This window comes from Ideonella sp. B508-1 (assembly GCF_000333615.1).
Classification (GTDB): domain Bacteria; phylum Pseudomonadota; class Gammaproteobacteria; order Burkholderiales; family Burkholderiaceae_C; genus Ideonella.
Window position 1 is genome coordinate 1 of sequence record NZ_BADL01000505.1, and the last position, 18,829, is coordinate 18,829.

General features: G+C 68.0%; 17 protein-coding genes and 1 tRNA gene. 10 read left to right on the forward strand and 8 right to left on the reverse strand.

Annotated elements, in window-relative coordinates; all coding sequences use genetic code 11:
* From I73_RS20020 to I73_RS20035, 4 genes are all read right to left on the reverse strand, one after another.
* Window positions 1-464 (reverse strand): DoxX family protein (locus I73_RS20020; protein ID WP_022982249.1); only part of this gene is annotated, 464 nt, incomplete at its 3' end.
* Window positions 461-1,291: a putative DNA-binding domain-containing protein gene (locus I73_RS20025; protein ID WP_022982250.1), complete on the reverse strand. Its 831-nt coding sequence runs from the start codon at window positions 1,289-1,291 to the stop codon at window positions 461-463. The genes I73_RS20020 and I73_RS20025, both read right to left, overlap by 4 nt.
* Window positions 1,264-2,151 carry a DUF692 domain-containing protein gene (locus I73_RS20030; RefSeq protein ID WP_022982251.1) on the reverse strand — a complete coding sequence of 296 codons (888 nt, stop codon included), beginning with the start codon at window positions 2,149-2,151 and terminating at the stop codon, window positions 1,264-1,266. The genes I73_RS20025 and I73_RS20030 overlap by 28 nt, the downstream gene beginning before the upstream one ends.
* Window positions 2,148-2,432 (reverse strand): DUF2282 domain-containing protein, encoded by a 285-nt coding sequence (locus I73_RS20035; protein ID WP_022982252.1) that lies wholly within the window; start codon window positions 2,430-2,432, stop codon window positions 2,148-2,150. The genes I73_RS20030 and I73_RS20035 overlap by 4 nt, the downstream gene beginning before the upstream one ends.
* 121 nt (window positions 2,433-2,553) lie before the next feature.
* Here I73_RS20035 and I73_RS20040 point away from each other — a divergent pair, with 121 nt between their 5' ends.
* The 4 genes from I73_RS20040 (at window position 2,554) to I73_RS20055 (ending at window position 8,150) form a co-directional block, all read left to right on the forward strand.
* Complete coding sequence (locus I73_RS20040) at window positions 2,554-3,123, forward strand: sigma-70 family RNA polymerase sigma factor (protein ID WP_022982253.1); 570 nt, start codon at window positions 2,554-2,556, stop codon at window positions 3,121-3,123.
* A 20-nt stretch (window positions 3,124-3,143) separates the two neighbouring features.
* Window positions 3,144-3,359 (forward strand): zf-HC2 domain-containing protein, encoded by a 216-nt coding sequence (locus I73_RS20045; protein WP_022982254.1) that lies wholly within the window; start codon window positions 3,144-3,146, stop codon window positions 3,357-3,359.
* Window positions 3,360-3,505: 146 nt separating this feature from the next.
* The gene (locus I73_RS29340) at window positions 3,506-6,043 is read left to right on the forward strand and encodes a GspE/PulE family protein (RefSeq protein ID WP_026096982.1); all 2,538 of its coding nucleotides are present in this window, start codon (window positions 3,506-3,508) and stop codon (window positions 6,041-6,043) included.
* 79 nt (window positions 6,044-6,122) lie between these two features.
* Complete coding sequence (locus I73_RS20055; protein WP_022982256.1) at window positions 6,123-8,150, forward strand: sigma-54-dependent Fis family transcriptional regulator; 2,028 nt, start codon at window positions 6,123-6,125, stop codon at window positions 8,148-8,150.
* A gap of 32 nt (window positions 8,151-8,182) precedes the next feature.
* Here the strand turns inward: I73_RS20055 and glp are convergent, their stop codons facing one another.
* The gene (gene glp, locus I73_RS29345; RefSeq protein ID WP_051049300.1) at window positions 8,183-9,457 is read right to left on the reverse strand and encodes a gephyrin-like molybdotransferase Glp; all 1,275 of its coding nucleotides are present in this window, start codon (window positions 9,455-9,457) and stop codon (window positions 8,183-8,185) included.
* Between the two features lie 186 nt (window positions 9,458-9,643).
* Here glp and I73_RS29350 point away from each other — a divergent pair, with 186 nt between their 5' ends.
* Both I73_RS29350 and I73_RS20070 read left to right on the forward strand, forming a co-directional pair.
* A complete protein-coding gene (locus I73_RS29350) occupies window positions 9,644-10,474 on the forward strand; it encodes a TIGR04325 family methyltransferase (protein ID WP_159105911.1) in 831 nt (276 codons plus the stop codon).
* 46 nt (window positions 10,475-10,520) lie between these two features.
* A complete protein-coding gene (locus tag I73_RS20070) occupies window positions 10,521-11,138 on the forward strand; it encodes a tRNA-uridine aminocarboxypropyltransferase (RefSeq protein ID WP_026096983.1) in 618 nt (205 codons plus the stop codon).
* Here I73_RS20070 and I73_RS20075 read toward each other — a convergent pair.
* Window positions 11,131-11,892: a SapC family protein gene (locus tag I73_RS20075; RefSeq protein ID WP_022982260.1), complete on the reverse strand. Its 762-nt coding sequence runs from the start codon at window positions 11,890-11,892 to the stop codon at window positions 11,131-11,133. The two genes, I73_RS20070 and I73_RS20075, sit on opposite strands and share 8 nt — an antisense overlap.
* Complete coding sequence (locus I73_RS20080; protein ID WP_022982261.1) at window positions 11,879-13,189, reverse strand: hemolysin family protein; 1,311 nt, start codon at window positions 13,187-13,189, stop codon at window positions 11,879-11,881. The genes I73_RS20075 and I73_RS20080 overlap by 14 nt, the downstream gene beginning before the upstream one ends.
* Window positions 13,190-13,260: 71 nt before the next feature.
* On the opposite strand from I73_RS20080, the gene I73_RS20085 reads away from it, so the two are divergent.
* The 4 genes from I73_RS20085 (at window position 13,261) to I73_RS20105 (ending at window position 17,249) form a co-directional block, all read left to right on the forward strand.
* On the forward strand, window positions 13,261-14,088 hold the full coding sequence (locus tag I73_RS20085; protein ID WP_022982262.1) for a symmetrical bis(5'-nucleosyl)-tetraphosphatase: 828 nt from the start codon (window positions 13,261-13,263) through the stop codon (window positions 14,086-14,088).
* A gap of 298 nt (window positions 14,089-14,386) precedes the next feature.
* Window positions 14,387-15,724, forward strand: coding sequence for an MFS transporter (locus tag I73_RS20090; protein WP_022982263.1), 1,338 nt, complete (start codon window positions 14,387-14,389; stop codon window positions 15,722-15,724).
* A 71-nt stretch (window positions 15,725-15,795) separates the two neighbouring features.
* Window positions 15,796-15,885, forward strand: a tRNA-Ser gene (locus I73_RS20095).
* Between the two features lie 237 nt (window positions 15,886-16,122).
* Window positions 16,123-17,249, forward strand: a protein-coding gene (locus tag I73_RS20105; RefSeq protein WP_085944624.1) for an IS3 family transposase whose coding sequence is annotated in 2 segments (ribosomal slippage) — window positions 16,123-16,384 and window positions 16,384-17,249 — 1,128 coding nt in all. Because the reading frame shifts where the segments join, the coding sequence is not laid out codon by codon here.
* A gap of 625 nt (window positions 17,250-17,874) precedes the next feature.
* On the opposite strand, the gene I73_RS20110 is transcribed toward I73_RS20105, so the two are convergent.
* The coding region (locus I73_RS20110) for a nitronate monooxygenase family protein (protein WP_022982264.1) at window positions 17,875-18,829 on the reverse strand (955 nt) is incomplete at its 5' end.

Consider the following 18,829-nt stretch of genomic DNA (forward strand, 5'->3'; position numbering starts at 1 on the left):
GGCTTCCGCCGAAGACTGAAACGGCGGCGCAGCCAGGCGTCCACCGACCAGCCGCCTGGTCCCCACAGCAGCAGTGCCAGCAGCAGGCTGCCCCAGAACTGGTGCTGGGTCAGGGCTGCGGCGGCAATGTCCGTCAGGCTGATGGCGGCCACCACGTTCACCACGCTCAGGCCGGCCGCCGCAAAGCGCCCGGCCAGGCCCAGCACGAGCAGCACCGGCAGCACCAATTCTCCGGTGGTGCCGGCCACCGCGGCCACGTCCGACGGCAGCAGGGGCACGTGGTACTCGTCCTGGAACAGCGCCAGCGTCGTGTCCCAGTCGCGCAGCTTGGTCAGCCCGGAACGGAAGAACACCGAGCCCACATACAGCCGTGCCGCCAGTTGGACCGGGGCCTGCAGCGCCCGCAACGTGGCCTCCACCGGCCGCCACAGGGTCTGGCCGCGTTCGATCATCGACATGTTCATGCTTTCTCCTTGGTGTCATGCCGGTGGACGGGCGCCGCGGTGCTGACCGCCCGCCACCAGCCTTCGGCCAGCGCAGCGCGCAGCCAGTCCTGAAAGTCCCCGGGGGCGGCCCGGCTCAGGGCCTGCCCCAGGCTGTCGCCCGCCAGCAGCCGCCGCGTGAAGCGGGCCTGATCGGCCGCCAAGGGCCGCACCGCCACCTGCAGGCCGGAGCGCCGCACCAGCGCCCATGCGCCGGCCTGCGGCGCCTCGTCCTGCGCAGCCGCTGATGCCGCAGGCTGCGCGGCAAGCCAGCGCGCCAGCACGGACGCGCCGCAGGGCTGCACACTCAGGCCCGGCTGGGGCAGCAGCCACAGGGTGTCCGGCGACGAGCTCTGCAGCGCCGTCAGGCCCAGGGGCCAGCCCGGCACCGGGTCTGGCGCCCGTGCGGCCACGTGCACCGCCCATTCCAGGGCTGCCAGGGCAGCCTGTTCCCTGGCCTCAGGCGTGCCCCTCTGGGTCAGGGCCTGGGCCAGTGAAGCTCCCCAGTCCCCCAGATCGCCGCGGGCGGGCGGCTGCACACGCCAATGCCACCAGGCCAGGGCCTCGAACTCGCTGTCGCCCAGCCAGAGGGCCAGCACCGGATAGGCCCCCTTCAACGCGCGACAGGCGGTGGCGCGGGCATGGCGCTGGTGGGCCAGCAGCCCGCCCCGGTGCCCGCGCCAGCCGGCCGGCAGATCCCCCTGGCTGGCGCGGATGGCGGCCAGCAGCCCGGCCTGTCGCGCCTGTTCGTGGCCCAGGGCCTGCGGCGTCAGCACCGGGCTCAGGCGGCTTCCGGCAGGCTTGTCCATGGCGGGCTCCAGCGCTGAGGGCGGCAGGCCGCCGCGCGGTCCGCCTCCTGCAGCAGGGTGTCGAAATCCGGCAGGGCCGTGTCCCACTCGATGAGGGTGGGCACCGGCCCCAGGCGGTGCAGGGCGTGGCGATAGACCGTCCAGACCGGCTCGCTGACCGCGCTGCCATGGTCGTCCACCACCAGCGGCCCGCTGGCGTCATGGCCGGCCAGGTGGATTTCGTCGATGCTGGCCACGTCGATCGCGTCCACCCAGGCACAGGCCTGGGCCACCGGATCGGCCGCGCCCCGGTTCAAAGCATTGACCACCAGGTTGTTCAGGTCCAGCAGCACGCGACAGCCGGTGCTGCGGGTCAAGGCGTTGAAGAATTCAGGCTCATCCATCTCATCGTCGTCCCGCCAGAGGCAGGCGCTGATGTTCTCCACCGCCAGCACCCGGCCGAGCCGTTGCTGGACCTGGTCCACATGCCGTGCCATCAGCGCCAGCGATGTCCGGTTCAAGCCGATGGGCAGCAGGTCGCCCGCATGGGCCCAACCTCCGTCGGTGCCCGGTCCATGGCTGAAGGCCGCATGGTCGGAGACATGCCGGGGCTGCAGTTCGGTCACGAGCTCGGCCAGACAATCCAGGTGCCAGAGGTCCAGCCCGCAGGCCGAGCCCAGGCCCAGACCCACCCCGTGCAGGCTCAGCAGCTGCTGCTGCGCGGCGGCCCGCAAGGCCGCGCGCGCCTCGCCCCCCGGGGCGAAGAAGTTCTCGCTGTGCACCTCGATGAATCCCAGCGGGGGGCGCCGCTGGAGCAGCTCCCGCGCATGCGGGGCCCGCCAGCCAATGCCCACCGAGGCTGGCCCCAGGCCGGTGCTCACTTGCTGCCCTTGGCGCCGGCCTTGACCTCGTCCAGGGTGCGCCCGCCCATGGCGTGGCAGCTGCCCTTGGCGACATAGTTCCACTCGTCGGCCCCCTTGTCCGTGGTGGCCAGTCCGGCGCAGGAATGGGAGCCGGACAGGTTGGCGCAGTCGTTGGCGCCGGCCTTGGCAATGCCGAAGCACTTTTCCTTGGCCCCGGCTTCGGCGTGCGCAGGGACACCCACGCCCATGGCCAGCACGGCAGACAGCGCAGAAGAAACAAGCAGATGGTGCGAATTCATGGAAAGCTCCCGATGTGAAAGAGATGGGCAACGGCCGCGCCCCATGCGCCGCCGTTCATCCGGTGGTCGCCCCAGGCCCCACATTCCTTACACTCGGCCTGTTGCCACTCCTGTTTCGCGCATGGCCGACGATTTCCAGCGCGCCATCGAGGCGCTGCGCCCGCAATTGATGCGCTACGCACGCAGCCAGCTGCGCAACGAGGCCTGGGCGGAAGATGCCGTGTCGGAAACACTGCTGGCCGCCCTGGAGCGCCCTCAGGCGTTTGCGGGCCAATCCCAGCTCAAGACCTGGCTGGTGGGCATCCTCAAGCACAAGCTGGTGGACCAGCTCCGGCGCCATTCCCGCGAGGCCACCGTGCTGCAGTCCGACGACGCCGAGGACCTGGACCCCCTGCTGTTCGACGAGATCGGCCACTGGCGCGATGTCCCGGTGGAATGGCATGCCCACCCCGAGGCCCTGCTCGGTCAGCAGCAGTTCCTGCAGGTGCTCGACGCCTGCATGGACCACCTCCCTGCGGTGCAGGGGCGGGTGTTCATGATGCGCGTCTGGCTGGAGCTGGAGACCGACGAAATCTGCCAGGAACTGGCCATCACAAACGCCAACCTCTGGGTGCTGCTGCACCGCGCCCGACTGCGGCTGCGCGACTGCCTGCAGGCCAACTGGTTCGGCAGCTCCGCTGCAACGGCCTGAAGCCCTGACCCGCATCCACCATGCTTTTCCAGATCAACTGCCGACAGGCCAGCGCCCTGATCCTGCAAAGCGAAGACCGCCGGCTGACATGGGCCGAGCGACTCAGGCTGCGCCTGCACCTCACCATCTGCGACCCCTGCCCCCGCTTTCTGCGGCAGGTCCGGCTGATGCACCAGGCGGTCGACCGCTGGAAGCATTACCGGGACGAGGACGATGCCGAGGGGCCATCCCGCTGACGCTGACGCCCACACAGGGCAAGCCAAGGACCGTGGCGGGAAGCAGGGCGGAATTCCCTGGCCTTATCTCAGGATGCCACGCCCCGCCGCGCCTCTAGGATCATCGACATCGCCGACCTTCCATGTCGGGTGCACCCCTCTTGGCCATGAGCAACATGTCGCACCTGCCGCCCTTCCTCACGACAGATCCCAACGACGATCTTGTCGCGCCCGCGGCCGAACCGAACCCGGGGGCATTTGCCTGGCCCACGCCGCCCTACGCCATCTACCCGACCAGCCTGCCCCAGCAGGAGCCCGAATCCTGCGAGATCGAGGGACAGAACGGCAAGGTGATGCAGGCCATCCTGCTGGCCTATCTGCCGGCGCAGAACGTCATCCAGCTGGTGGTGCCCCCCGCGCGCAAAGCGATGGCGCTGCGCCCCAACCGCTTTCGCCGCATCACCCTGCTCACGCCGCTGCGGCCCTCCTTCATGGACCGGGGCGCCGTGCCCCCGGAGCTGACGGACTTCCATCCCTCCATCGACTACCGGGTGGACCTGTTGGATGGCAGCGTGCTGACCGGCCGCACGGTGGGCCATGTGGAGTCGCCCGAGGGGCTGTTCCTCTTCCCGCCCATGGACGACCAGGGCACCGTGCAGCGCATGTTCTGCCCGCGCGATGTCTACGCCCGCTTCCAGCTGGGTGAAAGCCTGGGCAGCATGCTGGTGGCCGAAGACACCGCCAGCCCGGCCCAGATTGCCGAGGTGCTGGCCGTGCAGAACCAGTTGCGCGAGCGGCGCCTGGGCGACGTGCTGCTGGGTCAGGACGTCGTCACCCGCGAGCAACTGGAAGCCGCCCTGGAAACCCAGGCCAGCATGCCGATGGTGCGCATCGGCGAGGCCCTGCTGGCCATGGGCTACATCAGCCAGAACCAGCTGGATGCCGCGCTGATCGAGCAGCGCAACAACCGCACCGTGCCGCTGGGCGAACTGCTGGTGCGCGCGGGCTACATCAAGCGCGACGCCCTGCGCTCCGCCCTGGCCCGCAAGATGGGCTATCCGGTCGTCCAGGTCGAGACCTACCCGGTCGACCCGGCGGCCCTGCGTCTGGTGCCCTTCGGACTGGCGCAGCGCCTGAATGTGCTGCCGCTGCAGACACTGCCCGGCCGCATGGTCGTGGCGATGGACGATCCGTCCCGCAAAAGCCTGATCGATGAGCTGAGCTTCGCCTCGCGCTGCAAGGTGATCCCGGTGCTGGCCGCCACCGAGGACCTGACCCAGCCCATCATCGCGGCCTACCAGCGCCACGGCCTGGTCGAGCCCACACAGGTGAACCTCAACGAGCCCGCACGGCTGAGCTTCGACGAGAAGGGCACCGAACACCTGCTGGCCGACCTGGAACAGGTTCGCCTGAACGAGACGGACGCGGTCGAGGACCCCCCGATCGAGCAGTCGGACAACACCCTGGTCCGGCTGATCAACACGATGATTGTCGAGGCCAGTGCCCAGGGCGCGTCCGACATCCACATCGAGCCCCAAGCCGGGCGCGGCAAGCTGCGCGTGCGCTTCCGGCTGGACGGCGTGCTCAAGCCCTACCTGGAGCTGCCGCACACCTACCGCAATGCCCTGGTCGCCCGCATCAAGATCATGTGCGACCTGGACATCTCCGAGCGGCGACGCCCCCAGGATGGCAAGATCAACTTCGCCCGCTTCGTTCCGTCCTGCCCGATCGAACTGCGCGTGGCCACCATCCCGACCAACAACGGGCTGGAAGACGTGGTGCTGCGCCTGCTGGCCTCCAACAAGGCCCTGCCCCCCATCGAGAAGCTGGGCCTGTCACCGCACAACCTGCTGGCCCTGAAGGAAGCGATCAACCGCCCCTACGGTCTGGTGCTGTGCGTGGGCCCGACCGGCTCGGGCAAGACCACCACGCTGCATTCGGCGCTGAGCTGCATCAACACCCCCGACCGCAAAATCTGGACGGCCGAGGACCCGGTGGAAATCACGCAGGCGGGCCTGCGCCAGGTGCAGGTCAACCCCAAGATCGACTGGACCTTCGCCAAGGCGCTGCGGGCCTTTCTGCGGGCCGATCCGGACGTGATCATGGTCGGTGAAATCCGCGACGAGGAAACGGCCAGCATCGCGATCGAATCCTCGCTGACCGGCCACCTGGTGATGTCCACACTGCACACCAACAGCGCGGCCGAGACCGTCACCCGCCTGCTGGACATGGGCCTGGATCCGTTCAACTTCGCCGATGCCCTGCTGGCCGTGCTGGCCCAGCGCCTGGTGCGCCGCCTGTGCCCGGACTGCCGGCGCGCCGAGCCCGCACCCGAGGAATGGATCGAAGAGTTGCTGGACGATTACCTGAGCGCCTGGAAGGGCGGCGCTGGCGGACCCGACCGTGCCGCGCTGCGGCAGGAATGGGCACAGCGCTACGGCACCGGCGGTGTGATCCGCCGCTACCACAGCACGGGCTGCGAAAAGTGCAACAACACCGGTCTGCACGGACGCGCAGGCATCCACGAGCTGATGACCTCCTCCCGGGCCATGCGACATCTCATCCACAACAAGGGCCATGCCGAGGACATCGAGCAGCAGGCCCTCAACGAAGGCATGCGCACCCTGCGGCAGGACGGCATCGAGAAGGTGCTGGCGGGCATCACCAGCATGGAAGAAGTGCGGGCCACCAGCAACACACGCTGAGCGGCAAGGCTGAGCCGCTGCACTGAGGCACACTGGCGGCTTCGGGGCCGCCTTGGGACGGCCTTCGGAGGAGACCGCCATGCCAGGCCAGCCCCCCTTGCCCCCCCTGTCCGTCACCACCTCGCCCGCGCGCGCCAGCCTGATCGCGAACTCGCACCTGCGCTGCGAAGCCCTGGGCATCGACCCGGTGCGGGGCGCCGACGGCGCCCTGACCGGCCGCACGGAACTGGCCCTGGCCCTGCAGCGCAACGAGCGGCTGTGCAGCCATGCTGCGCCGGTCATGGAAATGCTGTTCGAGCAAATCGTCGACAGCCAGAGCATGGTGCTGCTGACGGACGCCGCGGGCACCGTGCTGCATGCCATCGGCGACAACGCCTTCCTGAACCGTGCGGCCCGCGTCACCCTGCAGCCCGGCGCCAACTGGTCCGAGGCAGCCCAGGGCACCAACGCGATCGGCACGGCCCTGATCGAGGAAGTGCCGACGCTGATCCACGCGGACGAGCACTACGTCCGCTCCAACCAGTTCCTGACCTGCTCGGCCGCGCCCATCCTGGACCCGCGCGGCAACATCCTGGGGGTGCTGGACGTGTCCGGCGACCAGCGCGGCTACCACCAGCACACCATGGCCCTGGTGAAGATGTCCGCCCGGATGATCGAGAACCACTGGCTGGCCGACGACCACAAGCAGGCCCTGCGCCTGCACTTCCATCCCCGCCCCGAGTTCCTGGGCACGCTGATGGAGGGCATCGTCGCCGTCAGCCCGGAGGGCCGGATCGTCGGCGCCAACCGGGGCGCGCTGGAGCTGACCGGCCTGTCCGGTGCCGCCCTGCGGGCCCACACCCTGTCCACGCTCATGGGCGTGGACATCGGCGCCCTGGTCGATCGCTTCCGCCACCCGTTGGGCCAGCCCCTGGCGGTGACGCTGCCCGACGGCCGGCGTTTCCACCTGCAGGCCCGCTTCAACTGGCCGGTGTGGACGGCCAGCCCACTGGCCAGCGCCGCGGCCGAGCGGGTGAGCGAACCGGCATCGGCGTCGCCCCTGCCCATCGGCCGCCGAGCCGCTGGCGACAGCCCGGTGGCCGAGCTGGCCTCACGGCCCGCGCCACGAACGGCGACGCCCGTCTCGCCCGGCCTGCAGGCGCTGCACAGCGGCGACCCGCAGATCGCCACGGTCGTCGACAAGATCCGTCGGGTGCTCGACCGGGACATTCCCATCCTGCTGCTGGGCGAGACCGGCACCGGCAAGGAAGTCTTCGCCCGTGCCATCCACCAGGATTCGCGGCGCGTCCAGCAGCCCTTCGTCGCGGTGAACTGCGCCTCCATCCCCGAGACGCTGATCGAAGCCGAGCTGTTCGGCTACGAGGAGGGGGCCTTCACCGGCGCCCGCCGACGGGGGGCGGTCGGCAAGATCGTCCAGGCCCATGGCGGCACCCTGTTCCTGGATGAAATCGGTGACATGCCTTTGTCGCTGCAGGCCCATCTGCTGCGGGTACTGCAGGAGCGGCAGGTCATGCCGCTGGGGGGCAGCCGGCCCATCCCGGTGGATGTGAACGTGGTCTGCGCCACCCACCGCAACCTGCGCGACATGATCCAGGCCCAGACCTTCCGCGAGGACCTCTACTACCGGCTCAATGGCCTGGCCCTGAAGCTCCCGCCACTGCGCGAACGCTCCGATCTGCCCACCCTGGTGGAGCGCCTGCTGAACCAGCTCGCCCCCGAGAACACCCCGCGCCTGTCCGCCCCGGTGCGCAGGCTGTTCCAGCACTACAGCTGGCCAGGCAATGTGCGCCAGCTGCACAACGTGCTGCGCACCGCCTGTGTGATGGCCGGCCCCGGCCAGGAGGTGCTGCCCGAGCACCTGCCGGACGACTTCATGGAAGAAGCCCGCCTGGCCCTGCAGGCGGCAGGACAAGGTCTGGTCCCCTCGGCAATGCCCCTGACCACGGTGACCGGAGAGCCCTCACCCTCCCTGCCACTGCACGCGCTGACGCACCAGACCATCCGGCAAGCGGTGGACCAGTGCGAGGGCAACATCAGCCAGGCCGCCCGCCGGCTGGGAGTGAGCCGCAACACGGTGTACCGGGCGCTGCGGGGCGCGAGCGACTGACTCCGCTCAGGGCTTCGCGTTGGGGCCGATGATCAGCACAGCCCCTCGAACGGCAAGACATCCACCCACTCACCGATGTCGATATCGCCCTGTTGTGGTCCAAGAACAGCCAGCCCGTGGGCGCCGACCAGGGCACTCAGAGCGGCCGATCCCTGCCCCCCCCAGGGCCGGGCCTGAGCATAGCCATCGGCGCCGATGGATAGACGCACTCGCGGGAACTCTGTGCGGCCGGGACGTTTGCGAATCGGCTCCGCGCAGCGGGCGGCCAGCATCGGGACAGCATCGCAGCTTGCACCCGCCAGCGTCAGCAGAGCTCCCCGCGCCAGCACATGGAAGCTGACCAGTGCGGCGACAGGATTGCCAGGCAGGGCAAAGAACCAGCAAGGCGCGCGATCTGGGCGCTCCAGCCGCCCGAAGGCAAAGGGCCGCCCCGGCCGCATGGCCAGCGACCAAAAGGCCACATCCCCGTGACGCGCCAACGTCACCCGGGTGTGGTCGGCATCACCCACGCTCACGCCGCCGCTGGTGATCACCGCATCGGCGCGGTCGACGGCTTGGCGCAGCACCGCGTCCAGCGCCTGGGGATCGTCCGGCACGCGGCCCAGATCCAGCACCTCGCAGCCCAGCTGCGTGAGGGCCGCCGCCAAGGTGAATCGGTTGCTGTCGTAGAGGCAACCCGGCGCCAGGGGCTCGCCCGGCGAACACAATTCGTCCCCGCTGGAAAACAAGGCCACGACCAGACGCCGACGCACGCGCAGTTGGGTGAGCCCCAGCGATGCCGCCAACCCCAGGTCCGCAGGCTTCAGGCGGCGGCCCGCCAGGAGCGCGGCAGCCCCCAGAGCCAGGTCTTCGCCCCGGCGGCGGCGGTTGTCGCCCGGCTGGACGGCCCCCGGCGCGATCAGCACCGCGCCGTCCTCCTGATCGCAACGTTCGAACGGCACCACCGTGTCGGTCCCCTCCGGCATCACGGCTCCGGTCATGATGCGAACACAGTCCCCCGCCCGCACCCTGTCTGTGTAGGGATGCCCAGCCAGTGCCCGTCCCACCACCCGCAACCGGGTGGTCTGACCAGACACCAGGGCCTGGCCTGCAAAGGCGAAGCCGTCCATGGCCGAGTTGTCGTGGGGCGGCACGTCGTGGGGAGACCGAACCTCCTCGGCCAGGATCCGCCCCAGGGCAGCCAGCAGGCCAACGGCCTCACTGTCCTTCGGCGCCTGCCCGGCCACAGCTTCGGCGATGCGACGCTGTGCATCGACAACAGACAGAGGCTCCGCGGTGGCGGAAGCAACAGATGTGGAAGCCGACATGCTCTGACCATTCCCAAGTAGCCGCAGACCTCACATTGTGCCGATCCGCGCAAGCAGGCCCCAGACCGGAGAGACATGCGGGTACCGCCACGCCCTGCCGCAATGGGTCATATTTGCGGATGTGGCAACCTGAGTGCCGCTGCAACAATTTGCTACGCTGTTGCATCACACCGCAAAGGGGGCTCCGTGGGAGAACGTCTGTCCAACGCCAGAAGCATCATTGGCAACCTGCCTGGGATTCGCCACTGGCGCCATGAGCGCTTCAGAAACTTGTTTGAGAGCGGGCGTGCCGTGGGCACTTGCCGTGGTGTCTTTGACAGCTATGAGGCCGCCGCGTCCGCCGCACCGGCTTCGCGTCCATTGGGCTATGACCACGACGATGCCGCCGAGATGTACCGCGACCGGATCGGTCAGATCTACCCCAGCGACTACCCGATGATGTTCTGGCTCCAGCGCGCCTTGACCCAGGGCGCTCGCCGGGTCTTCGATCTGGGAGGACACATCGGGCTGTCCTACTACAGCTATGCCACCCGCATGGAGCTGCCGCAGGACCTGTCTTGGCAGGTGTGCGATGTCCCGGCTGTCGTCGACAACGGTCGGGAGGAAGCCAAGGCAAGAGACAACGCCCGCCGCCTGCACTTCACCGCCGACTTCGCGCAAGCCACCCAGGCCGACGTGCTGTTCACCGCCGGATGTCTCCAGTACCTTCAGGAGACGCTGGCACAGCGGCTGTCATCGCTGCCCCGCAAACCCGAATGGCTGCTGGTGAATCTGCTGCCGCTGCACCCTGCACGAGACTACTGGACCGTCCAGAGCATCGGCACCGCCTACTGTCCCTACAGGATCCAGCACGACGAGGGCTTTTTCCAGGCCATCCGCCAGCTGGGGTACCGACAATTGGATCGCTGGGAGAATCTCGAGAAGAGCTGCTGGGTGGCCTTCGACAACGAACACAGCCTGGACCGCTACCACGGTGCTGTATTCCGCCTGGAACCGGCGTTTAACGTCGGAGGCTGAACAGGCAGACCCCGATCTTGGGGCGGTCCCCGTCGCCCGATTCGCTGTGTCCTTCACACCGCCCGCTCGCTCCCGCCCACTTTGCCTCCGTTGCCAGCGGCCTGTGTCGGCGTGTGTGTGCCACTGGATTCGCCCGACCGACAACCAGCTGTCGGTGTTGATCCTGCAGCACCCCCTGGAGAGGCATCACGCCAAGAACAGTGCAGGCCTGCTGGCCCTCAGCCTGGCGCGCTGTCGGCGTGAGGTCGGCGAGGTCTTCGATCCTGCGCTGCTGAGGGAGTGGATCGGCCCGCTGCGCAGTGCCGCCCTGCTTTATCCCAGCACCGGGCTCGGCCCCGAGACGGACGCCCGGCCGCCCCAAATCCGCAAGCTGGTGATCATCGACGCCACCTGGCGCAAGAGCCTGCGGATGCTGGCCGGCAACCCGTTTCTGCAGTCCTTGCCGCGCCTGACCTTGCAGGACACACCGCCCCCCCGCTACCGCATCCGCCAAGCTCGGCAGGCCCACCAGCTGTCCACGCTGGAAGCCTGCTGCCTGGCCTTGGCCGAGTTGGAGGACCGGCCGGAGCGTTACCAGCCCCTGCTGGCGGCCTTCGATGGCTTTGTGGCCGAGCAGGCCCGCTGGATGGCCGGCCTGCCGCCCTCCGAGCCGTCCGTCAGTTGACGGTTTGGCCTGCCGCGGCCTGCAGGGCCAGGCGGCGGTCCAGCAGACGGCGCATGTTGGACATCGAGATCTGGTGCGCGTGCAGCAGGGCCAGCAGGCCGCTGCGGCTCAGCTCCAGCATCTCGGCGTCGCTCAGCTGGGCCAGACGCTCCTCGTCCAGCGCCAGGAAGCCGTCCACCGCAAAGGGGCTGCCGTCGGGCAGGGTGGCGTCGAAACGCTTGGGCTGCAGCAGCTTCAGCTCCATCAGGCGCTGGCCGGCACGGCGGGTGCGCTCGATCTCCACCTCGATGTTCTCGATGAACTGGCGCAGCTCCTTGAGCATCTCGGTGGGTTCCCCTTGCTCGTCGAAGAAGGCTTGGCCCTCCGTCTCGGACAGGCCGTCGTAGGACTCGTCGAACACCACGACATAGCGGTCGGCGTCCAGGCGGGCCATGGTGAACGGGTAGGCGCGCAGCATGGCCGGCACGTAATACGCATCCCAGCGGCCATCGGGCTGCAGGAACAGGTTCTCGCCCTGGGTGACGCCGAAGACGGCCACGGGGGCCACCTGCGTCTTGCCCTGGTCATCCTGCCCGGCGTTCAGGAACAGGATGGGGTATTCCTTGCAGGCATCGCCGAACTCGGCGCCGGTCAGGAACAGGGCGTTCAGGCCGGCGGCCGCACGCAGATTGCTCAGCTCGCGGCGCAGCTTCAGGTTCTTGTGCTTTTCGCGGTCCAGGCCGACGGGCTTCTTGTGCAGGTCAGGGGTGATCAATCGGGTTCTCCGTGTTCAGCAAAGGGCTGGCAAGCACCTTGTCCACGCGCTTGCCATCGAGGTCCACCACCTCGAAGCGCCAGCCGCCCCACTCCACCGCGTCGGCGGTGTGCGGCAACCGGCCCAGCAGCAGCATGATCATGCCCGCCAGGGTGTTGTAGCGCCCGCGGTCTTCCTCGGGCAATTCCTTCAGTTGCAGACGGTCCTTGAGCTCGTGGACCGGGATCAGGCCGTCCACCAGCCAGCTGCCATCCTCGCGCTGGACCATCCAGGCGTCGTCGTCCGTGGGCGCACCGAACTCGCCGGTGATCGCCTCCAGCACGTCGCGCACGGTGATCACGCCCTGCACGGCGCCGTATTCGTCCACCACGAACACCAGCTCGGCACGGGTGCCGCGGAAGTGCTCCAGCAGCTCCATGCCGGACAGGGTCTCGGGCACGAACACCGGCGGCTGGATGTAGTCGTCCAGGGAATCGATGTGCCCGCGGGACATGGGAGCCAGCAGGTCGTGCGCGGCCACCACCCCCACCACATCGTCCAGGCTGCCTCGGCACACCGGGTAGCGGGAATGCTGTTCCTCCGCCACGGTGTGCAGCACCTGCTCGATCGAAGCATTCAGGTCCAGCCAGCGGATCTCGGCACGCGGGATCATCATCGAGCCCACCTGGCGGTCGTCCAGGCGGAACACATTGCGCACCATCTGGTGCTCCTGGGCCTCGATCACGCCCGCATCCAGGCCCTCTTCCAGGCTGGCGGCAATTTCTTCTTCCGTGACGCTGCGGGTCAGATCATTGCGGATGCCCAGCAGGCGCAGCACGGCCTCGGTGCAGGCGGCCAGCACGGCCACCAAGGGGCTGGCCACCATGGACAGCCACTTCATCGGGCCGGCGACCACACGGGCCACCGTCTCGGGGTACATCTGCCCCAGACGCTTGGGCACCAGTTCGCCAAAGATGATGCTCAGGATGGTGATAACCACCACCACCAGCGCGGTGGCCGTGATGTCGGCCGTGCGGCCCACCAGCGGCGTGACCGACTGCAGCCACTGCGACAAGCCCGCCGAGAAAGCCGATTCACCCACGATGCCGTTGAGCACCCCGATCGAGGTGATGCCGATCTGCACCGTCGACAGGAAGTGGGTGGGGTGGTCCTGCAGTTCCATGGCCACGGCCGCGCCCTTCTCCCCGGCCTCCACCATGACCTGCAGCCGCGCCTTGCGGCTGGCGGCCAGGGCCATCTCGGACATGGCGAACACGCCGTTGAGGAGGATCAGAAAGGCAAGTAACGCAAAGTCCATGGGAGGCGGCGGAGCAAGTTCCACGCCGCGGAGCTGAAAGCAATGGGGCAGGAGCGTAGCAGAATCGTGCGATGCACTACCTCATCGGCGACCTCCAAGGCTGCTGCGACGCCTTCGAACGGCTGCTGGCCGAACTGGACTTTTCCCCCTCGCGCGATCACCTCCACCTGCTGGGCGATCTGGTCAACCGCGGCCCCGATTCACTGGGCGTGCTGCGCCGCCTGCGCGATCTGGAGGGCAGCGCCACCTGCCTGCTGGGCAACCACGACCTGCACCTGCTGGCGGTGGCCGCCGGTGTGAAGCGCCCCAACCGCAAGGACACGCTGGACGCCATCCTGGCCGACGAAGACCGCGAAGGCTGGCTGGCCTGGCTGCGCCAGCGCAAGCTGGCCGACCTGGACCAGGGCTGGCTGATGGTGCATGCCGGCGTGCTGCCCCAATGGGACACCGCCAAGACCCTGACCCTGGCCGCCGAGGTGGAAGCCTTGCTGCGCGGCCCCGATCTGCCGGCCTTCCTGCAGCAGATGTACGGCAACCACCCCGCCCGCTGGCAGGACGACCTGCAAGGCCTGGACCGCCTGCGTGCCATCGTCAACGTGCTCACCCGCATCCGCTTCTGCGCTGCCGACGGCACGTTGGACCTGGAAACCAAGGACAGCGCCGAGGCCGCGCCCCCCGGCATGCGCCCCTGGTTCGAGCATCCGCACCGGGCCACCGCCACCCAGCCCATCGCCTTCGGCCACTGGTCCACCCTGGGGCTGATCAACCGCCCCACCCTGCTGGCCATCGACACCGGCTGCATCTGGGGTGGCGCCCTCACCGCCGTGCGGGTGGATGGCGGCCGGCGCGACGTGGTGCAGGTGCACTGCGCCCAGGCCCAGGCGCCTGGCAAGGGCTGACACCGGACCCGAGAGGGGCGGCGTCCGAGGGATGACACGCCCAGAGACCCTGCAGAGGCCTGTCAAGCGGCTGATCGGTAAAATCCTTGTAACGCACAAGTTACCCTTGCTGCTTTTCCAGGCCAGGTTCATCGGCTCATGCCCCGGCCTGGCGCCGCCGACTGGCGGAATGCCCCCCACACCGACATTCCGCCCCGCTTGGCGGACGGCCTGACACCCCGAGGCCGACCACGCCCCTGACGCCGCCCCGCAGGCGCTGCCCGCCCCTGCGCTGCCGCGCATTGCTTGAAAGGTTTCCATGTCCACCGCCGCCGCCGCTGTCCAGCCGCGCAACTCCGCTCGCCAGGTCGCCATCGCCTCCCTGGTCGGCACCGCCATCGAGTTCTACGACTACTACATCTACGCCGCCGCCGCGGTGCTGGTGTTCAACACCCAGTTCTTCCCCAAGGGCGATGCCTCCATCGCCACGCTGCTGTCGCTGTCCACGCTGGCCCTGGCCTTCGTGGCCCGGCCGGTGGGCTCCGCCCTGTTCGGCCACTTCGGCGACCGCATCGGCCGCAAACGCACCCTGGTGGCTTCGCTGCTGACCATGGGCCTGTCCACCGTGGCCATCGGCCTGCTGCCGTCCTATGAACAGATCGGGGTCTGGGCCCCCATCCTGCTGTGCGTGTTCCGCATCGGCCAGGGCATCGGCCTGGGCGGCGAGTGGGGTGGCGCCGCGCTGGTGGCCACCGAGAACGCGCCGGAAGGCCGCCGCGGCTGGTTCGGCACCTTCCCGCAGCTGGGCGCGCCCATCGGCCTGTTCCTGGCCAACGGCGGCTTCTTCCTGGTCAGCTACTTCCTGGGGGCCGAGACCATGGTGGCCTGGGGCTGGCGCATCCCCTTCCTGCTGTCCTTCGTGATGGTGCTGGTGGGCCTGTACGTGCGCCTGAACCTGCAGGAAAGCCATGTCTTCGAGCAGGCCGAAAAGGCCGGCCGCAAGCTGCACGCCCCGGTGGCCGCCGTGCTGCGCCAGCACGGCCGCGCCATCCTGCTGGGCACGCTGATCATGACCACCACCTACGTGCTCTTCTACCTGATGACGGCCTTCGTGCAGGTGTATTCCAAGAGCCCCGTGGGCGTCTCGCCCGCAGGCCACCCCACCGGCCTGGGCATCCCGGCCAACACCTTCACCGGCATCCTGCTGATCGGCGCCATCGTCTTCGGCATCTTCACCAGCCTGTCGGGCGTGCTCGCCGACACCCTGGGCCGTCGCCTGTGGCTCATCCTGGTCACGCTGGGCATCATGGCCTTCGGCCTGGCCATGCCGGCACTGCTGACCCACGGCACCCCGACGACCGTGCTGGTGTTCATCATCATCGGCCTGTCGCTCATGGGCTGCACCTTCGGCCCCATGGCCGCGCTGCTGCCGGAGATGTTCCCGACCGAGGTGCGCTATTCCGGTGCCTCGCTGGCCTACAACTTCGCCTCCATCGTCGGCGCCTCCATCCCCACCCTGGTGGCCCTGGACCTGAACAAGAACTTCGGCCTGTGGGGCGTCGGCCTGTACCTGGCCGCCAACGGCCTGCTGACCCTGGGTGCCCTGCTGGCCACCCGCGAGACGCGGCTGCTGGACCTCACCCTGGTCAAGGCCTGACCGGACCGCGCAGCGAGCCGCCCTGGGAAGGGCCGCTCGCTGTTCCTGCGCCATAATCGGCGCCTTCATCAGGAAGCGTGGCCGAGCGGTTTAAGGCACTGGTCTTGAAAACCAGCGATGGGGGAACCCATCCGTGAGTTCGAATCTCACCGCTTCCGCCAAATAATCAAGATCTAAGAGGCTTATGGGCCTCTTTTTTATTGTTTCTACCATTCCCTCCACCAATCAGACGAGCAGTCAAGGTGACCATCACCGGCTGCAGCCCAGATCGCTGAAACGCGGGAGAAGCACCTCGAATGCCTTCTCAGGTCAGGCGCACTCGCATGCCTTCGTAAGCTCCCCCACCAAGTAGACAGCTGAAACCAGAGAATGCGGCCCAAGCCGAAAGGAAGAGGCCGATGAGGAAGAGCAAGTTCACGGAGAGCCAGATCGTGGCGATCCTCAAGGAGGGCGAAGCTGGCGTGCCTGTTGCGGAGATCTGCCGCAAGCACGGGATCAGCTCGCCGACGTACTACGCCTGGAAGAGCAAGTACGCAGGTGCGACGGTGTCCGACCTGACGCGCATGCGCGAGCTGGAGGCGGAGAACGCGCGGCTCAAGCGCATGTATGCCGACCTGGCGCTGGAGAACGCAGCGATCAAGGACGTGCTGACAAAAAAATTCTGACGCCGTCCGCGAAGCGGCAGGTGGTGGCGGTCATGGTGACCGAGCACCGTCTGTCGATTCAGCGAGCCTGCAGAGCCACAGGCTTGTCGCGGGCGGCGTACTACAAGGTGCCGCCGCTGCCGCAGGAGAAGGATGCCGAGGCCATCGACGCGCTCAACGGCGTCGTCGAGCGCAATGGCCGCTGGGGGTTCTGGAAGTGCTTCGACCGACTGCGCCTGGATGGCCGGCCCTGGAACCACAAGCGGGTCTGGCGGGTGTACTGCGAGTTGGGCCTGAACATTCCTCGCAGGACGAAGCGGCGCATTCCCAAGCGCGAGCCGATGCCGTTGGCCGCGGGTTCGTTCGTCAACCAGGGCTGGGCCTTGGACTTCATGCACGACGTGCTCTACGACGGCCGGCGGTTCCGCACGCTCAACGTGATCGACGAAGCCAACCGCGAAGCGCTGGCGATCCAGGTGGCCCAGTCGCTGCCCGCCTCGATGCTGATCCGCACGATGGACCGCCTGGTGGAGTGGTACGGCGCGCCGCTGTCGATCCGCATGGACAACGGGCCGGAGATGACCAGCCACGACTTCGTCGCATGGGCCCAGCGCAAAGGCATTGCCCTGAACTACATCGAGCCCGGAGAGCCCAACCAGAACGCCTACATCGAGCGCTTCAACCGGACCTTCCGCACCGAGGTGCTCGATGCCTACCTGTTCAATTCCATCGAGCAGGTCCAGGCCATCGCCGACGACTGGCTGACCCAATACAACGAGTACCGACCGCATGACGCGCTCGGTGGCGTGCCGCCCAAGCAGTTCATGCCCAGACTGATCACCACAACTGCCGCAGACTCTAGGCATCAACTGTCTGCTTGACAGGGGAGCTTACGGCGCCGCGCAGGCGTCCACGCGCGATCGGCCCGCGACGGAATCGGAGCCCCAAAGGTCGGGATCCGGACCGCGGCAAGTGTCCCCCGTGGCGGGTCACGCGATCCGGAAGTGCCGCGCTGCAATCGCGGCGCGCAGCGTGGCTCTCACGGAGTCGAGCGCTTGCACGATCTGCTGGTACTCGCCGATGTATCGAGGCGCAGCTGGCGTCTCGATCTGGAGTTTTTGGCACCGGTTTCGCCTGAGACGATCGGCTCGGGCGTTTCGAACTCGGTACGGATGACTGCGCCAGGCGCACGCACGGGGTCCTTGCGGCGGCGCCTTCTTAAGACCGGTGCTTGCTGACCGAGGCCGACTTCGAAGGCAGCCTCATTGGCGACCGCTTCCGCGCGCTTGCCGGGACTGGCCCACCGTGAACACTCGCGGCCGCCGGTCCGACGCATCGGCAGACGGATGGCTCGCCTCGGGCACTTGCCCGCAGACCCGCCAGATCGAGGGCAGCTACACGATCCTTGAACTGCCGAATCGCGAGGCTGCCGTGCACCGGGCGGCCAAGATCGCCGCGGCGTGCCGGTGCGCCCAGGAATTGCGAGAGTTCATGTACGACCCGCTATCAAACGAAGTACCGGGTTCCCAGGCTCAGGCGTTCGTGGCACTCCGCGACCATGCGTTGAATCAGTTGCTCGCATGTCGGGATGTCATCGATCAGGCCCACCACTTGGCCTGCCCAGACCAGACCTGCATCGACTTCCCCCTGCTCCAAGGCTGACCGACCACGGGCACCTGCCACCAAGTGTTGAATGTCGCCGAACTGGCAGCCGCCGTCCCGCCGTTCGGTTGCCACGACCTCCTCAGAGACCGCGTTCTTCAGCACTCGACCAGTGTTGTGCAGCGTACGGAATATCAGCTGGGTGTGCCGCTCACCGGCCCGAGTCAGCGCCTGCTTGATGCGGTCATGAATCGGCGCCTCCTGGGTCGCACAAAAGCGCGTGCCCATGTTCACGCCTTCAGCGCCAAGCGCCAACGCGGCGGCCATGCCGCGCCCGTCGGCGATGCCTCCAGAAGCGACCAGCGGAATCTTGACCACCCGCGCTGCGGCCGGAATCAGCACCAAGCCTCCGACGTCGTCTTCTCCGGGGTGGCCGGCGCATTCGAAGCCGTCAATGGAAATGCCATCGACACCGGCGCGCTCGGCGGACAGGGCATGCCGGACAGCCGTGCATTTGTGAAGAATCCTCACGCCAGCGGCCTTGGCCTTGGCGATGAAATCCTTGGGGCTCTGTCCTGCGGTTTCCAGCACCTTGACACCGCTACGGATGACAACGTCCAGATACTGTTCGTATGGCGGCGGGCTGGCCGTGGGCAGGATGGTCAAGTTCACGCCAAAGGGTTGATCGGTCATCCCGCGGCAGCGTGCGATTTCCTCGGCCAGGGCCTCGGGCGTGGGCTGCGTCAAAGCGGTGAGAATGCCCAGACCACCAGCATTCGAGACAGCGGAAGCCAGTTCAGCCCGCCCCACCCATTGCATCCCGCCCTGGATGATGGGATAGCGGATACCCAGCATCTCC